General features: G+C 39.4%; 16 protein-coding genes. 12 read left to right on the top strand and 4 right to left on the bottom strand.

Going from position 1 to position 18,302, the window contains the following annotated elements; genetic code table 11:
* The first annotated feature begins 193 nt into the window (after positions 1-193).
* Positions 194-2,899, top strand: a complete 2,706-nt coding sequence (locus ACTFWY_RS14635; protein ID WP_439926873.1) for a YhgE/Pip family protein — start codon at positions 194-196, stop codon at positions 2,897-2,899.
* A gap of 221 nt (positions 2,900-3,120) precedes the next feature.
* Positions 3,121-4,944: an APC family permease gene (locus ACTFWY_RS14630; protein ID WP_003128226.1), complete on the top strand. Its 1,824-nt coding sequence runs from the start codon at positions 3,121-3,123 to the stop codon at positions 4,942-4,944.
* Positions 4,945-5,082: 138 nt separating this feature from the next.
* On the opposite strand, the gene ACTFWY_RS14625 is transcribed toward ACTFWY_RS14630, so the two are convergent.
* Complete coding sequence (locus ACTFWY_RS14625; RefSeq protein WP_003128227.1) at positions 5,083-5,973, bottom strand: ArsR/SmtB family transcription factor; 891 nt, start codon at positions 5,971-5,973, stop codon at positions 5,083-5,085.
* 416 nt (positions 5,974-6,389) lie between these two features.
* Between ACTFWY_RS14625 and ACTFWY_RS14620 the strand changes: the two genes are divergently transcribed.
* The 10 genes from ACTFWY_RS14620 (at position 6,390) to ACTFWY_RS14575 (ending at position 15,937) form a co-directional block, all read left to right on the top strand.
* Positions 6,390-7,730, top strand: a complete 1,341-nt coding sequence (locus ACTFWY_RS14620) for an ABC transporter substrate-binding protein (protein ID WP_005470172.1) — start codon at positions 6,390-6,392, stop codon at positions 7,728-7,730.
* Between the two features lie 105 nt (positions 7,731-7,835).
* Complete coding sequence (locus ACTFWY_RS14615) at positions 7,836-8,753, top strand: carbohydrate ABC transporter permease (protein WP_005470174.1); 918 nt, start codon at positions 7,836-7,838, stop codon at positions 8,751-8,753.
* Between the two features lie 11 nt (positions 8,754-8,764).
* Positions 8,765-9,598, top strand: a complete 834-nt coding sequence (locus ACTFWY_RS14610) for a carbohydrate ABC transporter permease (protein ID WP_005470175.1) — start codon at positions 8,765-8,767, stop codon at positions 9,596-9,598.
* A 3-nt stretch (positions 9,599-9,601) separates the two neighbouring features.
* Positions 9,602-10,213 (top strand): hypothetical protein, encoded by a 612-nt coding sequence (locus ACTFWY_RS14605; RefSeq protein WP_005470176.1) that lies wholly within the window; start codon positions 9,602-9,604, stop codon positions 10,211-10,213.
* Positions 10,165-11,628 (top strand): glycoside hydrolase family 43 protein, encoded by a 1,464-nt coding sequence (locus tag ACTFWY_RS14600; RefSeq protein ID WP_229073635.1) that lies wholly within the window; start codon positions 10,165-10,167, stop codon positions 11,626-11,628. The genes ACTFWY_RS14605 and ACTFWY_RS14600 overlap by 49 nt, the downstream gene beginning before the upstream one ends.
* A 3-nt stretch (positions 11,629-11,631) precedes the next feature.
* On the top strand, positions 11,632-12,615 hold the full coding sequence (locus ACTFWY_RS14595) for a glycoside hydrolase family 43 protein (RefSeq protein WP_005470178.1): 984 nt from the start codon (positions 11,632-11,634) through the stop codon (positions 12,613-12,615).
* The gene (locus ACTFWY_RS14590) at positions 12,616-14,061 is read left to right on the top strand and encodes an alpha-N-arabinofuranosidase (RefSeq protein WP_137264610.1); all 1,446 of its coding nucleotides are present in this window, start codon (positions 12,616-12,618) and stop codon (positions 14,059-14,061) included.
* Positions 14,062-14,065: 4 nt separating this feature from the next.
* Positions 14,066-14,326, top strand: a complete 261-nt coding sequence (locus ACTFWY_RS14585; RefSeq protein WP_003128237.1) for a DUF6171 family protein — start codon at positions 14,066-14,068, stop codon at positions 14,324-14,326.
* A 207-nt stretch (positions 14,327-14,533) separates the two neighbouring features.
* Positions 14,534-15,751: an arabinan endo-1,5-alpha-L-arabinosidase gene (locus ACTFWY_RS14580; RefSeq protein WP_439926877.1), complete on the top strand. Its 1,218-nt coding sequence runs from the start codon at positions 14,534-14,536 to the stop codon at positions 15,749-15,751.
* 45 nt (positions 15,752-15,796) lie between these two features.
* Positions 15,797-15,937: a hypothetical protein gene (locus ACTFWY_RS14575; protein WP_155988572.1), complete on the top strand. Its 141-nt coding sequence runs from the start codon at positions 15,797-15,799 to the stop codon at positions 15,935-15,937.
* Between the two features lie 141 nt (positions 15,938-16,078).
* Here the strand turns inward: ACTFWY_RS14575 and ACTFWY_RS14570 are convergent, their stop codons facing one another.
* Genes ACTFWY_RS14570 through ACTFWY_RS14560 form a run of 3 tightly spaced genes read right to left on the bottom strand, consistent with a single transcriptional unit; the run spans position 16,079 to position 18,302 of the window.
* Positions 16,079-16,741, bottom strand: a complete 663-nt coding sequence (locus ACTFWY_RS14570) for an ABC transporter permease (RefSeq protein ID WP_003128239.1) — start codon at positions 16,739-16,741, stop codon at positions 16,079-16,081.
* Between the two features lie 4 nt (positions 16,742-16,745).
* Positions 16,746-17,666, bottom strand: coding sequence for an osmoprotectant ABC transporter substrate-binding protein (locus ACTFWY_RS14565; RefSeq protein WP_003128240.1), 921 nt, complete (start codon positions 17,664-17,666; stop codon positions 16,746-16,748).
* Positions 17,667-18,302, bottom strand: a complete 636-nt coding sequence (locus ACTFWY_RS14560) for an ABC transporter permease (protein WP_003128241.1) — start codon at positions 18,300-18,302, stop codon at positions 17,667-17,669.

Raw genomic sequence — 18,302 nt, 5'->3', positions numbered from 1 at the left:
TCTGCCAAAAGCAGTCGTGTTAAAGTTAAAGAAAAGATTAACAATAAGGGAAATTACGCGAAAAGTAAAGGGGTTTCATTTTGACAAATGGTACTTTTTGTCAAAAGGCTGATATCAAGGGAATCATTCCCATTGGCGGCGTACAAAAAACGTGGTAAATTATCCTTCGACGAAGAAAAGTGGGGGAAAGAAAATGAACAAAATCAAAAACGTGTTTTATTTATACAAATTAGACTGGAAACGAATTTTTAGTAATCCGATTTCCGCTTTTTTGATCATTGCTTTGATGATTTTGCCCTCGCTTTATGCGTGGTTCAATATCAAAGCATTATGGGATCCATATGGAAACACTAGTGAACTGCCCATTGCGGTTTACAGCGCGGATAAAGGCGCAGAATTCCAAGGGAAAGAGCTATCGATTGGGAATGAAGTGATCGACTCTTTACATGAAAATAAACAGTTAGGTTGGCATTTTCTAGATTCTAAAAAAGAATTAGTGGAAGGGGTCAAATCAGGTAAATATTACGCGGGAATTTACTTGCCTGCTGATTTTTCAAAAGATCTGGTCAGTTTTACCAGCGGTACGATCGTTAAACCGAAAATTGAATACTACAGTAACCAAAAAATCAATGCTATCGCACCTAAGATTACTGACAAGGGAGCAAGCAGTCTCCAAGAACAGATCTCAAAGAACTTTATTGAAACTGCTAGTTCTACATTAGTCAAAGTGTTCAACGAAATCGGGTATGATATTGATTCAAATCTAGTTAGTATCAATAAAGTCAAAAATATGATTTTAGAGACCGATGGCAATCTTGACACCATTGATAGTTACACGAAGCAAATTGTTGATTTGCATGACAAGTTCCCGGAAATCAAAGACAAAATCGCCAAAGCCGAAGAATTTACGGATTATATTCCTCAGGTCGATGAAATGGGGGATAAACTGATCGCATTGAATGACAAGCTGCCAGAATTAAAAAAACAAGCTAGTGTCATTCTGACATTGCAGAAAAAGATCCCTGAGATCCAAAATGCCGGCAAGCAATTAAAAATGATCGATGATGATTTTGATTCTATTGCTAGTACAATGACAGATGGTATTGATACAGCTAAACAAGGACTGCAAATCATTGATCAAGTACAAACCGCATTGCCAGAAATCCAACAATTAGGGGACCAAGCAACAGACTTTGCCTCAGCGACGAAAGAAGGTGCCCAACAGTTACAAGATGCGCTACCAAGTATTTCTAATAGTGTTCAAGTAACGATTGATTCCATCAGTCAAGTCGCTACCACGACAGTTAGCTTAACGAATACAATCAAACAAGCAATTGCTGACAATCAATTGACCGACCAAGAACGGGAAAACATCCAAAAGGTCATCAGTGATTTCCAACAAAATATTCAACGGCAACAAGCAGCGCTGGATGGCTTGATTACTTTCTTAACGAATCTTCAAAACTCAGGCAACACATCCGATTTATCAGGGATCATTAATCAATTGACGAATGCAAAAAGTCTCTTGGGGGATCTTTCTTCGCGGCTAGATCATTTAAGCGAATTGGTCAAAAATGGGAATACAGAGGCTATTACCGACTATTTAACTGAAGTCAACACTGCTGCACAAAATGTTACGGATCTTTTAAAAGGCATTAATGTGACGAATATTACCGATACCATCGACAATGTTTTGTCTAAATTGATCACCACCATCACCACAGCTCAAGATGTATTGAAAAAAGCGCAAGCCATTGACTTCAAGTCTTTATTGGCATCAACCAAAAATGTGGTCAGCAATGCTATCAGTATCTTAGAAAAGTATCAAAAAGAATTACCTGCTATTAAGCAAGAGTTGCATGATGCCAATATGATGCTCAATGGTCACATGGATGAGATCGTCGCAGCCATCAACAAAGGGGCCGATCTTTACAACAATGAACTGCCAATCGTTGAAGATAAGTTAGGGATTGCGGCTGGTTTCTTACAAAATGACTGGCCAACCATCAAAGCTGAAATCACTTCGACCATGAACATGGTTGATGAGAAACTGCCAGATGTAGAAAAAGCATTGAATGCGGCAGTTGATTTGATCAATAATGATTGGCCAAATATCAAAACAGGCATTCATAAGGCAGCCAATGCGATTCGCAAAGGTGAAAGTGAAGTTGATCTAGGCGAGATCATCAAGTTGTTGAAGCTTGATGCAACTAAAGAAGCGGATTTCTTCAAACAACCAGTTGAATTGCAAACAAATGACATCTATCCGATTGCCAACAATGGTTCTGCCAGCACTCCATTCTATACAGCGTTGTGTTTATGGGTCGGGGCGTTATTGTTGTCAAGTGTGGCTACAACAGAGTATCATTTAGAGAAGAAAGATAAAGAACGCTTTACGCAACGAGAAACATTCGTTGCTCGAATGCTGACTTTCCTAACTATGGCCATTGCGCAAAGCTTGATCGTTACACTAGGAAATATGTTCTTATTAGGAGTAGATGTTCATAATCCGGTATACAGCGTCTTGTTCGCATTACTCGTTGGACTAGCATTTATGATGATCGTCTACGTCTTAGCCGGACTGTTTGGCAATGTCGGGAAAGGGATCGCGATCATTATCCTTGTTCTATCGATTTCTGGTGGGGGCGGAAATTATCCGATCCAAGTCTCTGGTAAATTTTTCCAATTTATTAATCCGCTGTTACCATTCACCCATGCAGTCAATCTGTTAAGGGAATCAGCCGGCGGGATCTATTGGCCAAACGCCATTCCTCAGTTGATTATTTTGTCACTGTTGTTTATTGTATTTGGCATCATAGGAACATGGGCTTATCCTTATCTAACAGATGTAACTAAGAAACTAAATAATGTCTCGAAAAAGAGTCATTTTTTCCATTAAAAAATCAAGAGCAGATAGGGCACGATGTTCTATCTGCTTTTCTTGAATCTTCTTGCGAATTCTGATAAAAAGAAGAGGGAGTTTGTTCAAATTTTTCATGCCATTTTCATTGACTTTTGTCGGTTTCAGGAGTAGCATACAGTCTTGTTAATTCAGTAATTATCAAAGAAATTTTGTATGTGCAATTATGATCTTTTTCATGAAAAAAGGAGTGTAAGAAAGTGGAATATTTGAAACGTTTGTTGGTCGGACGTCCATTGAAATCCGCGGAGAATGATGAACAAAAATTGACAAGGAAAGCCGCGTTGGCTTTGTTATCTTCGGATGCATTGTCATCGATTGCTTATGGGACCGAACAAATCGTTGTTGTCTTAGTTGCTTTGTCAGCTGCTGCTATCTGGTATTCACTACCGATCGCCGCATTCGTTATTATCTTGTTGATTTCATTGACCTTATCCTATCGTCAAATCATTCATGCGTACCCTCATGGTGGTGGGGCGTATGTCGTTAGTAGTGAGAATTTGGGCAAGAATGCAGGTTTGATTGCTGGCGGCTCTTTATTGATCGACTACATGCTGACTGTTGCCGTTTCGGTATCGGCTGGGGCAGAAGCGATTACTTCTGCCGTACCCGCTCTATATGGGCATCAGGTGGGTATCTCGATCACTATTGTTTTACTGATCATGATGATGAACTTACGGGGGCTACGAGAATCTGCGAGTTTCTTGATGGTTCCTGTATACACCTTTATCGCTGTGATCACGATCTTGATTCTTGTAGGATTATTTAATATTATCACTGGGGTACAGCCATTAAATGCCACAGCCTTACCAGGTGCTGTTGTGCCAGGGGTTTCTGTCGCATTGATCTTACGCGCTTTTTCTTCTGGTTCTTCTTCATTGACAGGGGTAGAAGCAATCAGTAATGCCGTGCCGTTTTTCAAAAAGCCGCGAGCAAAAAATGCAGCTGCAACATTGACGATCATGGCTGCGATCCTAGGTTTCTTCTTTGTGGGGATTACATTCATCAACTATTGGTATGGAATCGTTCCAGAAGCAGAAGTAACGGTCCTTTCGCAAATCGGAGCTGCGATCTTCGGTCACGGATTCATGTATTACGTTCTGCAGTTCGCAACGGCTTTGATTTTAGCAGTTGCAGCGAATACTGGATTCTCCGCATTCCCAGTGTTAGCCTATAACTTAGCGAAAGATAAGTATATGCCTCATATGTATCAAGATCGGGGAGACCGCTTGGGTTATTCTAATGGGATCATTACGCTGGCAGCAGGTTCGATCGTTCTATTGTTCATTTTCCAAGGATCGACGGAACGGTTGATTCCACTTTATTCGATTGGCGTGTTCATTCCCTTTGCGCTCTCACAAACAGGAATGGTAGTTCGATGGAAGAAAGCTGGTAAAGGATGGTTCTTGAAATCATTGGCCAACATCGTCGGAGCGTTGATTTCTTTTGCGATCATTGCGATCTTGTTTGTTTTTCGTCTAGGTGACATCTGGCCATTCTTTATCATCATGCCAATCCTACTGTTTGTCTTTTATAAGATCCATGATCATTATAAGAAAGTCGCTGAGCAGCTACGTTTGGAAAAAGAAGTGGCACTCCACAAATATGATGGCAATACCGTTATTGTATTAGTAGGAAATGTGACCCGTGTAAATATCGGGGCTTTGAATTATGCACAATCCATCGGAGATTATGTAGTTGCAATGCACGTATCTTTAGATGAAGATGTCAAGAAGGAAAAAGAAATCGAACAAGAGTTCAAACAAAATTTCCCGGATGTCCGTTTTTCTGTAGTGCATTCTTCTTATCGTTCAATTGAAAATCCAATCATTCGTTATGTAGATCTAGTCAGCAAAAACGCAACGAAACACAATTATACGACGACAGTTATCATTCCACAGTTCGTGCCACGTCGTCGCTGGCAAAATATTTTACACAACCAAACAAGTCTGCGTCTAAGATTCCGTTTATCATGGCGTGAAAACATTGTCGTAGGAACTTACAGTTATCATTTGAAGAAATAGATTAAGTTTTATAATCAAAAAAGACTATCTAACTCTAATATCGAGCGAGATGGTCTTTTTTGTCTTATTTTCAGCGAAGGAATCTTTTACCGCACATCAAAAATGATGAGAGAGTGTGCCTGTGATTCCTAAAAACGTTTAGCTGTAAAACATTTTGATTTTGATGTCTTGATCGTAATTTCCAAACCCTTTGCCAAACAATGTACAACCGCCCATATTTTCAGCCTCTTCTTTTACCTCGACTCTTAAATGCCAAGTATCTTCATAAGCAGGAATATCCTTGATCGTGACGTCTGATAAAGGTTCTCCTTCCATATAAGTCCCATGATCCATGATTCGAATCGTCTTCAATAACCCATATTGATTTAAGTTATCAGGATACCAATCTGGCGTATACTTGCCGCGAATATCGGCGAAGTCACCGGGACTTGTCCAAGTTCCAAGCTCGATGCCATTTAAGCTAAAGGTAATGTCAGACGGCCAATTATTATTAGAAAAAGGGAATTCAGAAGAAATCTCCATGGAAATCTCCATCATCTCTAGTTTCTCATCTAGAGAAAGAAAATTAGGTGACTGGTACTCAACAAACCCTTTCGTAAACCAGAGGATGCGAGCATCCATTCGATTGGGGTCCATAAAAAATTTAGGTTCATCTACTGGACCGATAAAACCAGCAAGCGTGGCTAATCCACAAGTGGGTTCAACCGAATAATTTGTATAATGACCAATTGGAATTGACGTTTCTCTCGTATCGAATGCATTAAAGATTTTTTCTGGAAAATTGATATCGATATGATCGACTCTCAGACTAGATATCTTTCGCTGACCGACACGTTCTGTCTTGATAATTTTTGCTTCTTCTAGTTTTTTGATATGCATCGTGACGATAGCACTGCTTAATCCTAATTCTTGTGCGATTTCTTTCACATTCATTTTGTTTCTTGCAAGTAGTTGAATGATTTTGATCCGTACATTACTAGCTAACGCCTCATAGACGGGCAATGCTTCTTGATTGATTTCTAATTGCATCATTTCACCCCCATTATAGTTATAAATGATTTACTTGAATGTTAACATATTTGTTAATTTGTGTAAATAGGATTATTTATAGTAGTTTTTATTAATATAAATATTAATTAATAGGTATATTATTTAGTTTTATTTAATTAAAATATTGTTGACAGCGATTACAAATAAAGTTATTATTTAGTTGTAAATTGAAAGTGTTTGCAAACGCTGCTTTTATCATTTGTTTTAAATGAATTATTTTAAATGAGGAGGAAGAACAGTAAAAACAGTTTGTAGCAAAATCACATAGGTATTATTTCCTCAAAAATCTTTGTAGAAAGTGACACTTATCATACTTATCTATAGAGGAAGTTTTTGACGCACTTCATAAATCGATTACAAATAATTTAGAGGTTAAATCTGAAAGGATGAAAAAAATGAAAATCAAAAAGTTGCTTTTTTCTGGCGCATTATTGGGTTTGAGCGGTTTGATCTTAGGAGCATGTGGAAATAGTGGTGGTAATGCGAACAATGACAACGGAAAAAAGGAAATCACTTTTATGTTCCGTGGCGGTGAAGATGAAAAGAAAGCCTATGAAACAGCTATTAAACAATTTGAAGAAGCAAATGACGTAAGCGTTAAAATAATTGCAACAGATGCCGATCAGTATGCTACAAAACTGCAAGCCGCAATTTCAGGTGGTAATATGCCTGATGTTTTTTATGTAGAACAAGGGAATTTAATGGCTTATGTAGATAACGGTGTTTTACTTGATATAACCGATCAAATCGAAAATTCCGACTTTGATTTGTCAAATATTTGGGAATATGGAGTGAATAGTTACCGCTACGATGGTGAGAAGGTAGGTGAAGGTGCACTTTACGGACTACCTAAAGATGTCGGTCCATTTGCTTTGGGATACAACAAGGATATGTTCAAAGAGGCTGGAATTGACTTACCCGACACAGACACTCCGTATACATGGGATGATTTTGTCAATGTTTCGAAACAGCTGACAAAAGATAAAGATGGCGATGGAAAAATGGATCAATGGGCAACTGGCTTTAATGTCAATTGGAGTCTTCAAGCATTTGTATGGAGCAATGGTGGAGATTGGATCAATGAAGACAAAGATACAGTGACTGTGGATACACCAGAATTTGCGGAAGCATTACAATGGTTTGCCGACTTACAAAACGTTCATGAACTAACACCGTCGATCTCTGATGCACAAACCTTGGATACGTATCAACGCTGGATGAATGGCGAAATTGCATTCTTCCCTGTCGGTCCATGGGATATGAGCACCTATGCAGGATTAGATTTCGAATATGATTTGATCCCATGGCCAGCGGGATCAACTGGTAAATCAGCAACATACGTCGGTTCTTTGGGGATTGGTGTAGCGAGTAAGACAGATTATCCAGATGAAGCAGTGAAGCTTGTAGAATACTTAAGTGCTTCAGAAGATGGTCAACAACAATTGGTGGATGCACAGATTCAAATTCCTAACTTGATCGATATGGCAGAAGAATGGGCATCAGATACCGAAAGTGTCCCTACAAATAAGCAAGAATTCTTGGATATTGTTCAAGACTATGGTCGAGCTATGCCAGCAGCAACTACTTATAATGCTGAGTGGTACGATGAGTTTTTCATCAATATTCAACCGGTACTAGATGGCGACCAAACTGCTGCAGATTACGTGAAAGAAGTACAACCGAAGATGCAAGCTAAATTGGATGCCGCACTTCAGCAACAAGAAACGGCAAAATAAGTCACCAGGGCTATGACAGATGTCAAAAGACAGAGAGGTCGAGTACTTGTCAGTTTAAGACACCTCTGTTATAGCCCTAAATATTAGTTGAGAAGGGGCTTTTCGATGGAACAAGTTGAAATAAAGAAAAGAAAATCAAACAAAAGTAGTTTATATGCTAAAGAACATCGGGTTGCTTTTTTATTTGTCCTACTTCCTGTCATTGGGTTTATCTTATTTTCGCTTATTCCGTTAGTTTATTCAGCTTATGCCGCATTTACTGACTGGAATGGGTTGGGACAAATGAACTTTGTTGGATTAGAAAATTTCCGGAAACTATTTAATGACGAATATTTTTATAAAACGATGTACAATACTGTATTTTTGATGTTAGGAATTCCGATTGGCTTGATTCTTTCTTTCATGTTAGCATCTGCATTAAGTCGAGGTATCAAAGGAACGACCATCTTCCGAACAATTTATTATATTCCAGTTATTTCTTCTCTGGCCGCAATTTCTATTTTATGGCAATGGGCTTATAACGGGGATTTTGGATTGGTCAATCAAGTGTTAGCTATTTTTGGGATAAGCGGTCCTAATTGGTTACAAAATCCCTCTACTGTTAAGCCAGCTATCATTATCATGTCTGTTTGGAAAGGATTAGGCTATTCTATGCTTCTGTATTTAGCAGCAATCCAAAGTGTTCCTAAGACATTTTATGAAGCGGCTGAGTTAGATGGTGCTTCATCGTTTCAAAAGTTCCGAAATATTACTTGGCCCATGGTTCGACCTGTTACTTTCTTTTTGGTAGTAACAAATATCATTGGTGGATCTCAAATTTTTACAGAAATCAATATCATGACACCTACAGGTGGACCACAATATAGTAGTGCCACTGTAGTCTGGTATATCTGGCAAAAAGCCTTCAAAAATTGGCAGATGGGCTATGCCAGCAGTATGGCACTGATTTTAGCTATATTAGTATTTGGCATTACAGCATTTCAATTTTATATGAATAATCGTTCAAGCTACAAGTTGGACTAGGAGGAGAAATGATGAAAAAAATTAAACTAAGTAATATGCTCATCGTTTTGATTTTATCCCTTGGAGCTATCATCATGGTGGGACCACTTTTGTGGATGATCTCTACGTCATTAAAAGATAAAGCTGGAGTTTTTCAGTTGCCTCCACAATGGATTCCAAATCCAGTTCGATTTGATGCCTACAAGCGCTTGTCTGAACTAGATACATTATTCTCAGGTATCAAAAACACGGTGATTGTTTCTCTTTCGGTCACCATCATTGGAACATTGACTTCCAGCCTTGCTGCCTTTTCATTTGCAAAATTACGTATGCCTTTCAAGGATGTTTTATTTTTACTTTTGTTAGCAGCGCTTATGATTCCATATCCAGCTGTCATGATTCCACAATTTATGATGTTTTCGAAAATTGGTTGGGTCGATACATTGTTGCCATTGATCATACCAGGCATGTTTGGGAATATTACCATGATCTTTTTCTTGAGGCAGTATCTTTCCAATATTCCTGATTCTATCGTGGAAGCAGCAAAAATCGATGGCGCAGGATACTTACAAACATTTTTTCAGTTAATCTTTCCGTTGATCCGTCCAGCAATTGCTGCACAATTCATTCTCTGGTTTATGGGAGCTTGGAATGACTATTTAGCGCCATTGATTTATCTAAATAGTCCAGAGAAACAGACGTTACAAGTAGTCATTGCTAATTTAAATGCAGCTTATGCGATTCAAACAGATTATCCATTAATCATGGCAGCTTCCGTTGTTTCATTGTTGCCAGTATTAGTCGTATTTATTATTTTCCAGAAGCAAATTATTGAATCCGTAGCGCTTTCTGGTATGAAAGGGTGAAAAATGTTTATTAAGGCAATGCATTGGATCAATGTGGTCATCCTTTTTATTGAATTGAATATATTATGGCTCCTTGGCTTTATTGCCGGATTTTTCTTTGCTGGCTTAGTCCCAAGTACAAGAGCGGTACTTAAGCTTTTAAATAAGCAGGACCTGTTCACTGGTTATTACTCTTACAGTGAAATTTTTCAAAAATATTGGCAAGAATATATCCGCTCCATCAAAATTTTCCAATGGCGAGTGATTGTTTTTCCAATCCTTTTTTCACTTTTTTATGTTGAATTAGTATTCATTCAGCAAAGTAGTATCATGAGAGCTTATTTCCAATGGCCAATCTTGATCATGATGAGTTATCTCTTATTGGTTCTTTTGAATTTGATTTTAGCGACAGAGATGAGTGGAGACAGTTGGTTGAAAAAAATAGCTTTCTCGCTAGTAAGTCCAATAGTTTTGCCCGGTCGTTCACTAATGTGCGTAGTTATGATCCTCTCTTTTGCAGTTTTGAGCTTGGCTTATCACTGGTTCTTTTTTGTGGCTAGTCCATTGTTCTTTTATGTAGCTAGCAAATGTCTGATTTCAGGTTATCAAAAGAAAGGGTTGTTAAGATCTATATGAAAAGATTTTTCCTTGCTGGAGTGATGCTACTGCTTGCTGGTTGTCAGCTGAAAGGAGCGGAGCAAGTGATTGAAAGACCAGAATATGCAGATGTTAGTGTGCATGACCCATCGATCATTAGAGATAAAGACACATATTATATTATTGGTTCTCATATGCAATTCGCAAAATCAGATGATTTGATTCAATGGAAACAACTCTCAAATTCGGTAGCTGATAGTTCGCTTTTCAATAATATTCGTGAAGAACTTGCTGATGAGTTTGACTATGCTCAAACAGATACATTGTGGGCAAGTGACATTCAGCAATTTAAAAATGGTAAATATTACTTGTATTATTGCTTTTGTCAAGGCTCTTCCCCGCTTTCAGTTTTAGGCGTTGCTATATCTGATTCTATCGAAGGACCCTATCAAAAAGTAAAGTCATTTTTGTATTCAGGAACTTCACCTCAATTTGGGAAAGAATACAATGCCGCAGTTCACCCCAATGTGATTGATCCTCACGTCTTTTATGACAATGAAGAGAAACTATGGATGGTTTACGGTTCTTATTCTGGCGGTATTTTCATTTTAGAGATGGATGATGAGACAGGGTTGCCTAAAGAACAAAATACTTATGGAAAACACCTTTTGGGAGGAAATCATAGCCGCATTGAGGCACCCTATATTCAATATAATTCTGAAACTGGCTATTACTATCTTTTCACCTCTTTTGGTGGACTTGATGCAAATGGGGGCTACAACATTCGAGTTGCTCGTTCAAAGCAGCCAGATGGACCCTATGAAGATATTCAAGGAAATGCGATGAGTGAGGTGAAAGGAAAATATGGCACACAATTTGATGACACAAGCATTCAGAGTTTTGGAACCAAGCTCATCGGAAATTTTTTATATGAAGAAGATGACGGATTAACAAATGCCGGTTATATCTCACCTGGGCATAATTCATCCTACTATGATGAAAAAACAGGAGAATATTTTTTGATTTTTCATACGCGTTTTCCAAATAGTGGAGAAAATCATTCGGTAAGAGTACACCAAATGTATTTTACTGAAGATGGATGGCCTGTTGTCTCTCCTTTAAGGTACAGTAACGAAAAAATAGCTGATTACTCGGATGATCAAATTAGCGGAGAATACAGATTGATCCATTTTGATAAGTTGATTACTGATGATGCAAAAGCACCACTAAAAATCAATTTAAGTAAGGATAAAAAAGTTTCCGGGGCTGTTTCTGGATTATGGAAGTTAGCAGAGGATAATATTTCAAAGGATTCACTACTCATCCTTGACGATATTGAATACAAAGGGAAATTTATTTTTTCTTGGGATGAAAACCAAGGAAAACAAGTGATGACATTTACAGGAATTTCTGAAGAAGGTGTTCCGCTATTTATTGTAGAGAATGAGGGATAAGATATGCTGAAAAAAACAACGAATGATTTGATAAATCCAATTGTGTATGAACGAGCCGACCCTTGGGTCTACCATCATAGTGATGGGTATTATTATTTTACTGGTTCAGTACCAGGTTATCAATCGATTGAAATTAGGCGAGCAAAATCATTGAATGACTTAGAGAAAGCTGAAACAAAAAATGTTTGGCGGGCACATAAAGATGGTCCCATGAGCCAACTCATCTGGGCACCAGAAATTCATTTCATTCAGGGGAAATGGTATATCTACTTTGCTGCTAGTGATCATGGTACGATTCGCAATGAAGTCCATCACCATCGAATGTTTGTTATTGAAAATGAACATGATGATCCATTTGAAGGAAGCTGGACTGAAAAAGGGCAGATTAAGACCCAGTTTGAAAGTTTTAGTTTGGATGGCACGGTATTTTCGCATCGCGAAAGACTTTATTATGTTTGGGCACAACAAGATCCGCGAATCCCAGGGAACTCAAATCTTTATTTGTCAGAAATGAAAACACCTTGGACTCTAACTGGGAAACAGTTATTACTCTCTGTTCCAGAATTTGAATGGGAAAAGATTGGTTTTATGGTTAATGAAGGTCCAGCAGTGATTACTAGAAATGGGAAGATATTCATTACTTATTCAGGAAGTGCTACCGATGAAAACTATGCGATGGGTTTGCTTTGGGCAGATGAAGATAGTGATTTATTAAATGGTTTTTCTTGGCATAAAAAAGCAGAGCCTGTTTTCAAATCATCTGAGAAAAATAGTCAATATGGTCCTGGGCACAATTCTTTTACTACAGGCTTAGAGGGTGAAGATATTTTAGTCTATCATGCACGACCAGAAAAAAATCAGTCTGGAGATCCTTTGGCAAATCCTAATCGACATGCGATGGCACAGAGCTTCACTTGGGATAAAGATGGCTTTCCTATATTTGGAGAGCCAGTAGCGATAACAAAATCTGAAGAGATGGTGAGTTAGATGACAATCAAAATTCTAAATACAAAATCAGGAACAACGATCAGCAAATATATTTACGGACACTTTTCAGAACATCTCGGCCGTTGTATCTATGAAGGATTATACGTAGGAGAAGATTCTCCTATTCCAAACAAGAATGGGATGCGTACGGATGTTGTGGAAGCTTTGAAGAATATCAAGATTCCAGTTTTACGCTGGCCAGGTGGCTGTTTTGCCGATGAATACCATTGGAAAGACGGTATTGGACCAAAAGAAAATCGAAAAACGATCGTCAATACTCACTGGGGGGGTGTGACTGAAAATAATCATTTTGGGACACATGAATTCTTTGAATTGGTCAAACAACTGGAATGTGAAGCATATGTCAATGGAAATGTCGGCAGTGGGACAGTCCAAGAAATGTCTGAATGGGTCGAGTACATTACCATGAACGGAATTTCTCCAATGGCAGATTGGCGTCGAGAAAATGGTCATGAAGAAGCTTGGAGCATGAAATTTTTCGGTGTAGGAAATGAAAATTGGGGCTGCGGTGGAAATATGCGTCCAGAATATTATGCTGATCTTTATCGTCGGTATCAGACTTACGTTCGTCAATACGGTGATCAAAAAATATACAAAGTGGCTGGCGGAGCAAATGTTGATGACTACCACTGGACAAAAACGTTGATGAAGAATGCCCATTGGCTGATGGATGGATTGAGCTTACATTATTATGTCCATCCCCAAGGGTGGGAGAAAAAAGGTAGTGCGTTAGCATTCGATGAAGCAGAATGGATTATTACCTGTCAAAAAGCTGCGCATATGGATGAATTGATTACGCGTCACAGTGCGATCATGGATCAATATGATCCTGAAAAACGGGTGGGCATCATTGTTGATGAGTGGGGAACTTGGTTTTCTGCTGAACCCGGAACGAATCCAGGATTCTTATATCAGCAAAACACGATTCGTGATGCAATGGTAGCTGCTATCACCTTAAACATTTTTCATAAGCATGCAGAACGAGTGCACATGGCAAACATTGCCCAGACAGTGAATGTTTTGCAGGCAATGATTTTGACTGATGGCGAAAAGATGGTCAAAACACCAAGCTATCATGTATTTGATTTGTACAAAGTCCATCAAGATGCCGAACGCATCGAGAGTCATGGAGCAGCAAGTGAAACGATCACCTACACGGTCTCGAAACAAGCAGATACCCTCCACCTGTCGATCTGCAATTTCGCAGTATCTGGCTCGGAAGCAATTAGTTTTGACTTTGAAACTGCCATTCAAGGAATCAAAGAAGCTTGCTATATTGTGGGGGATAAAATGAATGCACACAATGATTTTGATCATCCGGAAGACGTAGTGATCCAATCATTTGAAGACTACACAACAAATAATAGCCAATTAACGATCAATATACCCGCTATGAGTGTATTGACAATATCTTTGGCGGTGTAATTCAATGACGTGTAAAGGTTGCGATGTCAAGGAAACAGCAGCAACGGTAGATGTAGAAGCGTTGATTGAAGAACAGCTAGCCATCGAGAACGACCTTGCTGCACTTGAAGTCGTTCAGTCCCGTATAAAAATTTGTGAAGCCTGCCCATTTCGGTCCAATCACACCTGTACTAAGTGTGGCTGCTTTTATAAATTTCGGGCAAACCTATCAAAAAAATACTGTCCTGCAGGAATGTGGGCACAAACAGGGCAGAGCATTCAATGACTGTCCTGTTTGTTACGCCATAAGCAGTTATAGAAACTCTAGCCTGGGGTAATCTTAGAGGTAGCAAAGATCAAGAGCAGATAGATTGTTTTTAATGAAAGTGGCGTAATAAGTAAGAAAGAACTAAATAAATATAGAAAAGAATCGATTCTGCTTTCGTTCACTGAAGTCAAACTAAAGTGAATCGATTACTGAGAGGAAGAATCTATGAACTGGAAAAATGGTGTTCATGATCCAACGATCATTGAACGAGACAGCGTTTATTACTTATTTTCAACAGATACGCAACAACCTAAAACGGCAGGAATACCGATCCGGACATCATTGGATCTCATACACTGGCAGTTTGAAAAGCAGGCCTTTCCTCAATTGCCACAATCTGCAAGAGAATGGAGTCAAGCAGAAGGGTTGTGGGCACCTGAAGTGATAGAGTACCAAGGGGAATATCGAATGTACTATTCCGCTTCTACATTTGGCAGTACCACTTCATTTATTGGTCTTGGAACAGCACCGCATCCTTTGGGACCTTGGGTAGATCAAGGAGAAGTTGTGAAAACGCATCGAGGCACCGCCGATCATAATGCCATTGACGCAAATCTTGCTCTAGATCGTATGGGACACCATTGGCTGATCTACGGATCATTTTTTGGCGGGATTTATATTGCACCTATAGATCAAAGCACTGGAAAGTTAGCTGAGAAGGGATACGGAAAAAAAATAGCGCAACGACCTGCTTCTGTTGATACTGCGATTGAGGGTCCTTTTGTTTATTATCATCCAGAAACGGATATGTATTACTTATTTGTCTCTTTTGATTCTTTGAATGAAACCTATAATATCCGGGTTGCAAGAGCGAAAGAGATTACCGGTCCCTATACGGATTGGAACGGCCTGTCTCTGTCGGAACAAGAGGCGGTACCGGAGAAAATTGGTGTTAAATTACTAGGGAGTTATCAATTCGAAGAACAGTCTGCAGTCTATGCACCTGGCCACAATTCTATATTCAAACGTTCAGATAATGAATTATTTATTATTCATCATGCACGGAGACAACCTTTTAGTGATGATTTCTTTTTAGATGTCAGAAAAATTTATTGGTTAGATAGTGGTTGGCCGGTCATATCAGCAATTAGTTATGCGAAATCAATTCCTGAAATCCCTATGAAAGAGGACCTCATAGGAACGTGGGAGATTATTCAGTTTACAGCAGAGTCCAGTCTCATTTCTTCAGAATTTGTCATGCTTACAGACATTCAGCAAATGGAGAAGAGCTATTTTTGGCAGGGGCATGAATTTACAGCTTATTATGAGACAGATTCTGAAGAACGTGTCTTGTGTTTATCAGGAATGGACCCGAACGGCATGGGGTTCATCGGAAAAAAAGTCCCAAAAGAAAGTAGGGGGAAGACGAAGCGTACAACTTAAAAGCGACCAAACTTCAGAATGATCTTTGGAGTAGCGATCAGAGCAGTGTTCGAGAAAAAACGACCCCATATCAGTATCAAGTATGGAATGATGGCATACCAGTCGCCCCTCAAGCAAAACGATGGGCGCCAATCCATTTGTATGGATCGAGCCTTGAAACAACCACCTCTAGGATATGATGCGTGATTCCCGATCATCTCAGGGAAAATCGAGAAGCGCATTCACCTGCTTTGAGTGAATTAGTTAATAAATATAGAAAAACAAGCATCCTTCTTGTATGTAAGGCTGCTTGTTTTCTATATTTATAAAAGCGCTAAGAAATGGCCTTTATTTCGACGAGCGGCTTGCTGGATCTAACCGACGTTCAATAAAGCCTAATCCTAGGTCGGTGATGATTGCCATCAATGCAGTGGGTAAAGCTCCGGCAAGAATGATTGAAGCGCCATTGGTTGCATTTGTCCCACGGATGATGATATCACCTAGGCCACCAGCACCTACGAAGGCGCCAATGGCAGTGATTCCAATTGCAACGACTAATGCATTACGAATACCTGCCATGATCACGGAGACGGATAAAGGCAATTCGATCATATACAGTCGTTGCCAACTTGTCATGCCCATTCCTTTACCAACATCTAGTGTATTACGGTCTACCTGGCGCATGCCGGTATAGGTGTTTTTGATGATCGGTAAGAGCGAGTAGAGAAAAATCGTCAGAATAACGACATTGACACCTAATCCCATTCCAATCATCAAAATCGAGATCATTGCTAGCGAAGGGATCGTTTGGATGATATTGGCGATGCGGATCACCCAATCGGCCATACGCATCTTTTTAGAAATCCAGATTCCTAGTGGAATACCAACGATTGCAGCGAATAAAACGCCATAGATAGAGATCAGGAAGTGACGAACAAACTGTGCAAAGACATAACCGCCATTTTCCTGAAAATAGGCAATAAATTGTTGAAATAGATTCATGTCATTCATTTCGTCACTCTCCTTCAAAATAATTATTTTCTTGTAAGAAACGTTCTGCGACCACTGTCGGTTCCAACAGGTCATTATCAACTTGATAATTTAGTTGCTGCATTTTTTCAGTGGAGATTGTATCAGCAAGTTTGTTCAAGGCGTCCGCTACTTCTGGTGTGTCTTTGATTAATTTGTCATCGACTACTGGAGCTGCATCATAAGGTGGGAAGAAATTCAAATCATCTTCCAACATTACGAGGTCATAACTAGCGATCCGTCCATCCGTTGAATACCCGAGTACGATATCCATTTTTCCGTTGTCAACAGCATCGTAAACGAGACCGATCTGCATAGGCAAAATGTTTTTGAAAGAAAAGCCATATGCTTCTTGAAAGCCATCATACCCGTCACCTTCACGGGTGATCCAAGCTGTATCGACACCAGCAACCAACTGATCGGCAACGCCTTTTAAATCACTGACTTTTTTCAGATTATATTTTTCTGCAGTGTCTTTTCTGACTAGAAAAACATATGTGTTATCAAAGCCGTAGGAAGGAAACCAGGTCTGATGGTAACGTTTCTCAAATTCTTTTTTTACGGTATTAAAGGCAGCAGTTGGATCAGATTCTGGCTCTAAGCCAAGTGTTGTTGTCAAATCTGTTCCGGTATAACGAGCGGCAGAGATAGACGCATCGCCATTCATCATTGCTTGATGATTGATTGTCGTTGTTGCTAAGTTATTAATGACAGTGGTATTTTTGTCCGTATAATGTTCTACCATTCCTGCTACAATAGCGCCAAGAATCTGAGCTTCAGAAGTGATTCCTCCTGTGATAGCTACGGTGTCTTCATTAGATGTAGAAGCAAGTCCTGGAAAGGAGCAGCCTGAGAGTAAAATAATGATCATGGATAACAAAAGACCAAATTTCGCTTTGATTTTCATTTAGGCATCCCCCTTTAATGCAGCTGGTGTTAGTTTATTCTCAAGTAATCCGAGTAACCAGTCTGCTAAAAGTGCAAAAATTGTCACTGGGATTGTGCCGGCAAAAATCAATGCCGGTTGATAGTTATTCAATCCACTAAAGATCAAGTCTCCAAGCCCCCCTGCACCAATGTACGAAGCCAAGGTTGCCCAAGCTAAGACATAGACTGCTGACAAGCGGATACCTGCCATGATCGTTGGGATCGCTAACGGCAGTTCCACACTAATGATCGATTGAAAGTTAGTCATTCCCATTCCTTTAGCGACATCTCGATAATTCCAATCGACTTTCTTCATGCCAATATAGGTGTTTCGCAAAATAGGCAGCAAAGAATAGATAAAGAGTGCAACAATAGCTGGGACCTTACCGACCCCTAAAATCGGGATCATCAATGCCAACAGTGCCAATGAGGGAACAGTTTGCAAGGCACTAGTCACACCGATCACGATAGAAGCGGCTTTGGGAAAGCGTGTCAATAGAACGCCCAAAGGGACTGCAACGACAATGCCTAGAAATAGTGCGGCAAAGGAGATGTATAAATGCTCAATGCTTTTCGTGACCAATTGGCCGCCATATTCATTAAAGAAGCTTTGCAT

The organism is Enterococcus sp. 125944 (assembly GCF_051909435.1).
Taxonomy (GTDB): Bacteria; Bacillota; Bacilli; order Lactobacillales; family Enterococcaceae; genus Enterococcus_D; species Enterococcus_D gallinarum.
This window is presented reverse-complemented; position numbering and strand designations above follow the sequence as displayed.

Coding starts and splice junctions, on each gene's coding strand:
- ACTFWY_RS14620 (WP_005470172.1), top strand. CDS start 6,390: ATGAAAATCAAAAAGTTGCTTTTTTCTGGCGCATTATTGGGTTTGAGC.
- ACTFWY_RS14600 (WP_229073635.1), top strand. CDS start 10,165: ATGTCTGATTTCAGGTTATCAAAAGAAAGGGTTGTTAAGATCTATATG.
- ACTFWY_RS14625 (WP_003128227.1), bottom strand. CDS start 5,973: ATGCAATTAGAAATCAATCAAGAAGCATTGCCCGTCTATGAGGCGTTA.
- ACTFWY_RS14605 (WP_005470176.1), top strand. CDS start 9,602: ATGTTTATTAAGGCAATGCATTGGATCAATGTGGTCATCCTTTTTATT.
- ACTFWY_RS14585 (WP_003128237.1), top strand. CDS start 14,066: ATGACGTGTAAAGGTTGCGATGTCAAGGAAACAGCAGCAACGGTAGAT.
- ACTFWY_RS14595 (WP_005470178.1), top strand. CDS start 11,632: ATGCTGAAAAAAACAACGAATGATTTGATAAATCCAATTGTGTATGAA.
- ACTFWY_RS14565 (WP_003128240.1), bottom strand. CDS start 17,666: ATGAAAATCAAAGCGAAATTTGGTCTTTTGTTATCCATGATCATTATT.
- ACTFWY_RS14615 (WP_005470174.1), top strand. CDS start 7,836: ATGGAACAAGTTGAAATAAAGAAAAGAAAATCAAACAAAAGTAGTTTA.
- ACTFWY_RS14610 (WP_005470175.1), top strand. CDS start 8,765: ATGAAAAAAATTAAACTAAGTAATATGCTCATCGTTTTGATTTTATCC.
- ACTFWY_RS14590 (WP_137264610.1), top strand. CDS start 12,616: ATGACAATCAAAATTCTAAATACAAAATCAGGAACAACGATCAGCAAA.
- ACTFWY_RS14580 (WP_439926877.1), top strand. CDS start 14,534: ATGAACTGGAAAAATGGTGTTCATGATCCAACGATCATTGAACGAGAC.
- ACTFWY_RS14560 (WP_003128241.1), bottom strand. CDS start 18,302: ATGCAAAGCTTCTTTAATGAATATGGCGGCCAATTGGTCACGAAAAGC.
- ACTFWY_RS14570 (WP_003128239.1), bottom strand. CDS start 16,741: ATGAATGACATGAATCTATTTCAACAATTTATTGCCTATTTTCAGGAA.
- ACTFWY_RS14635 (WP_439926873.1), top strand. CDS start 194: ATGAACAAAATCAAAAACGTGTTTTATTTATACAAATTAGACTGGAAA.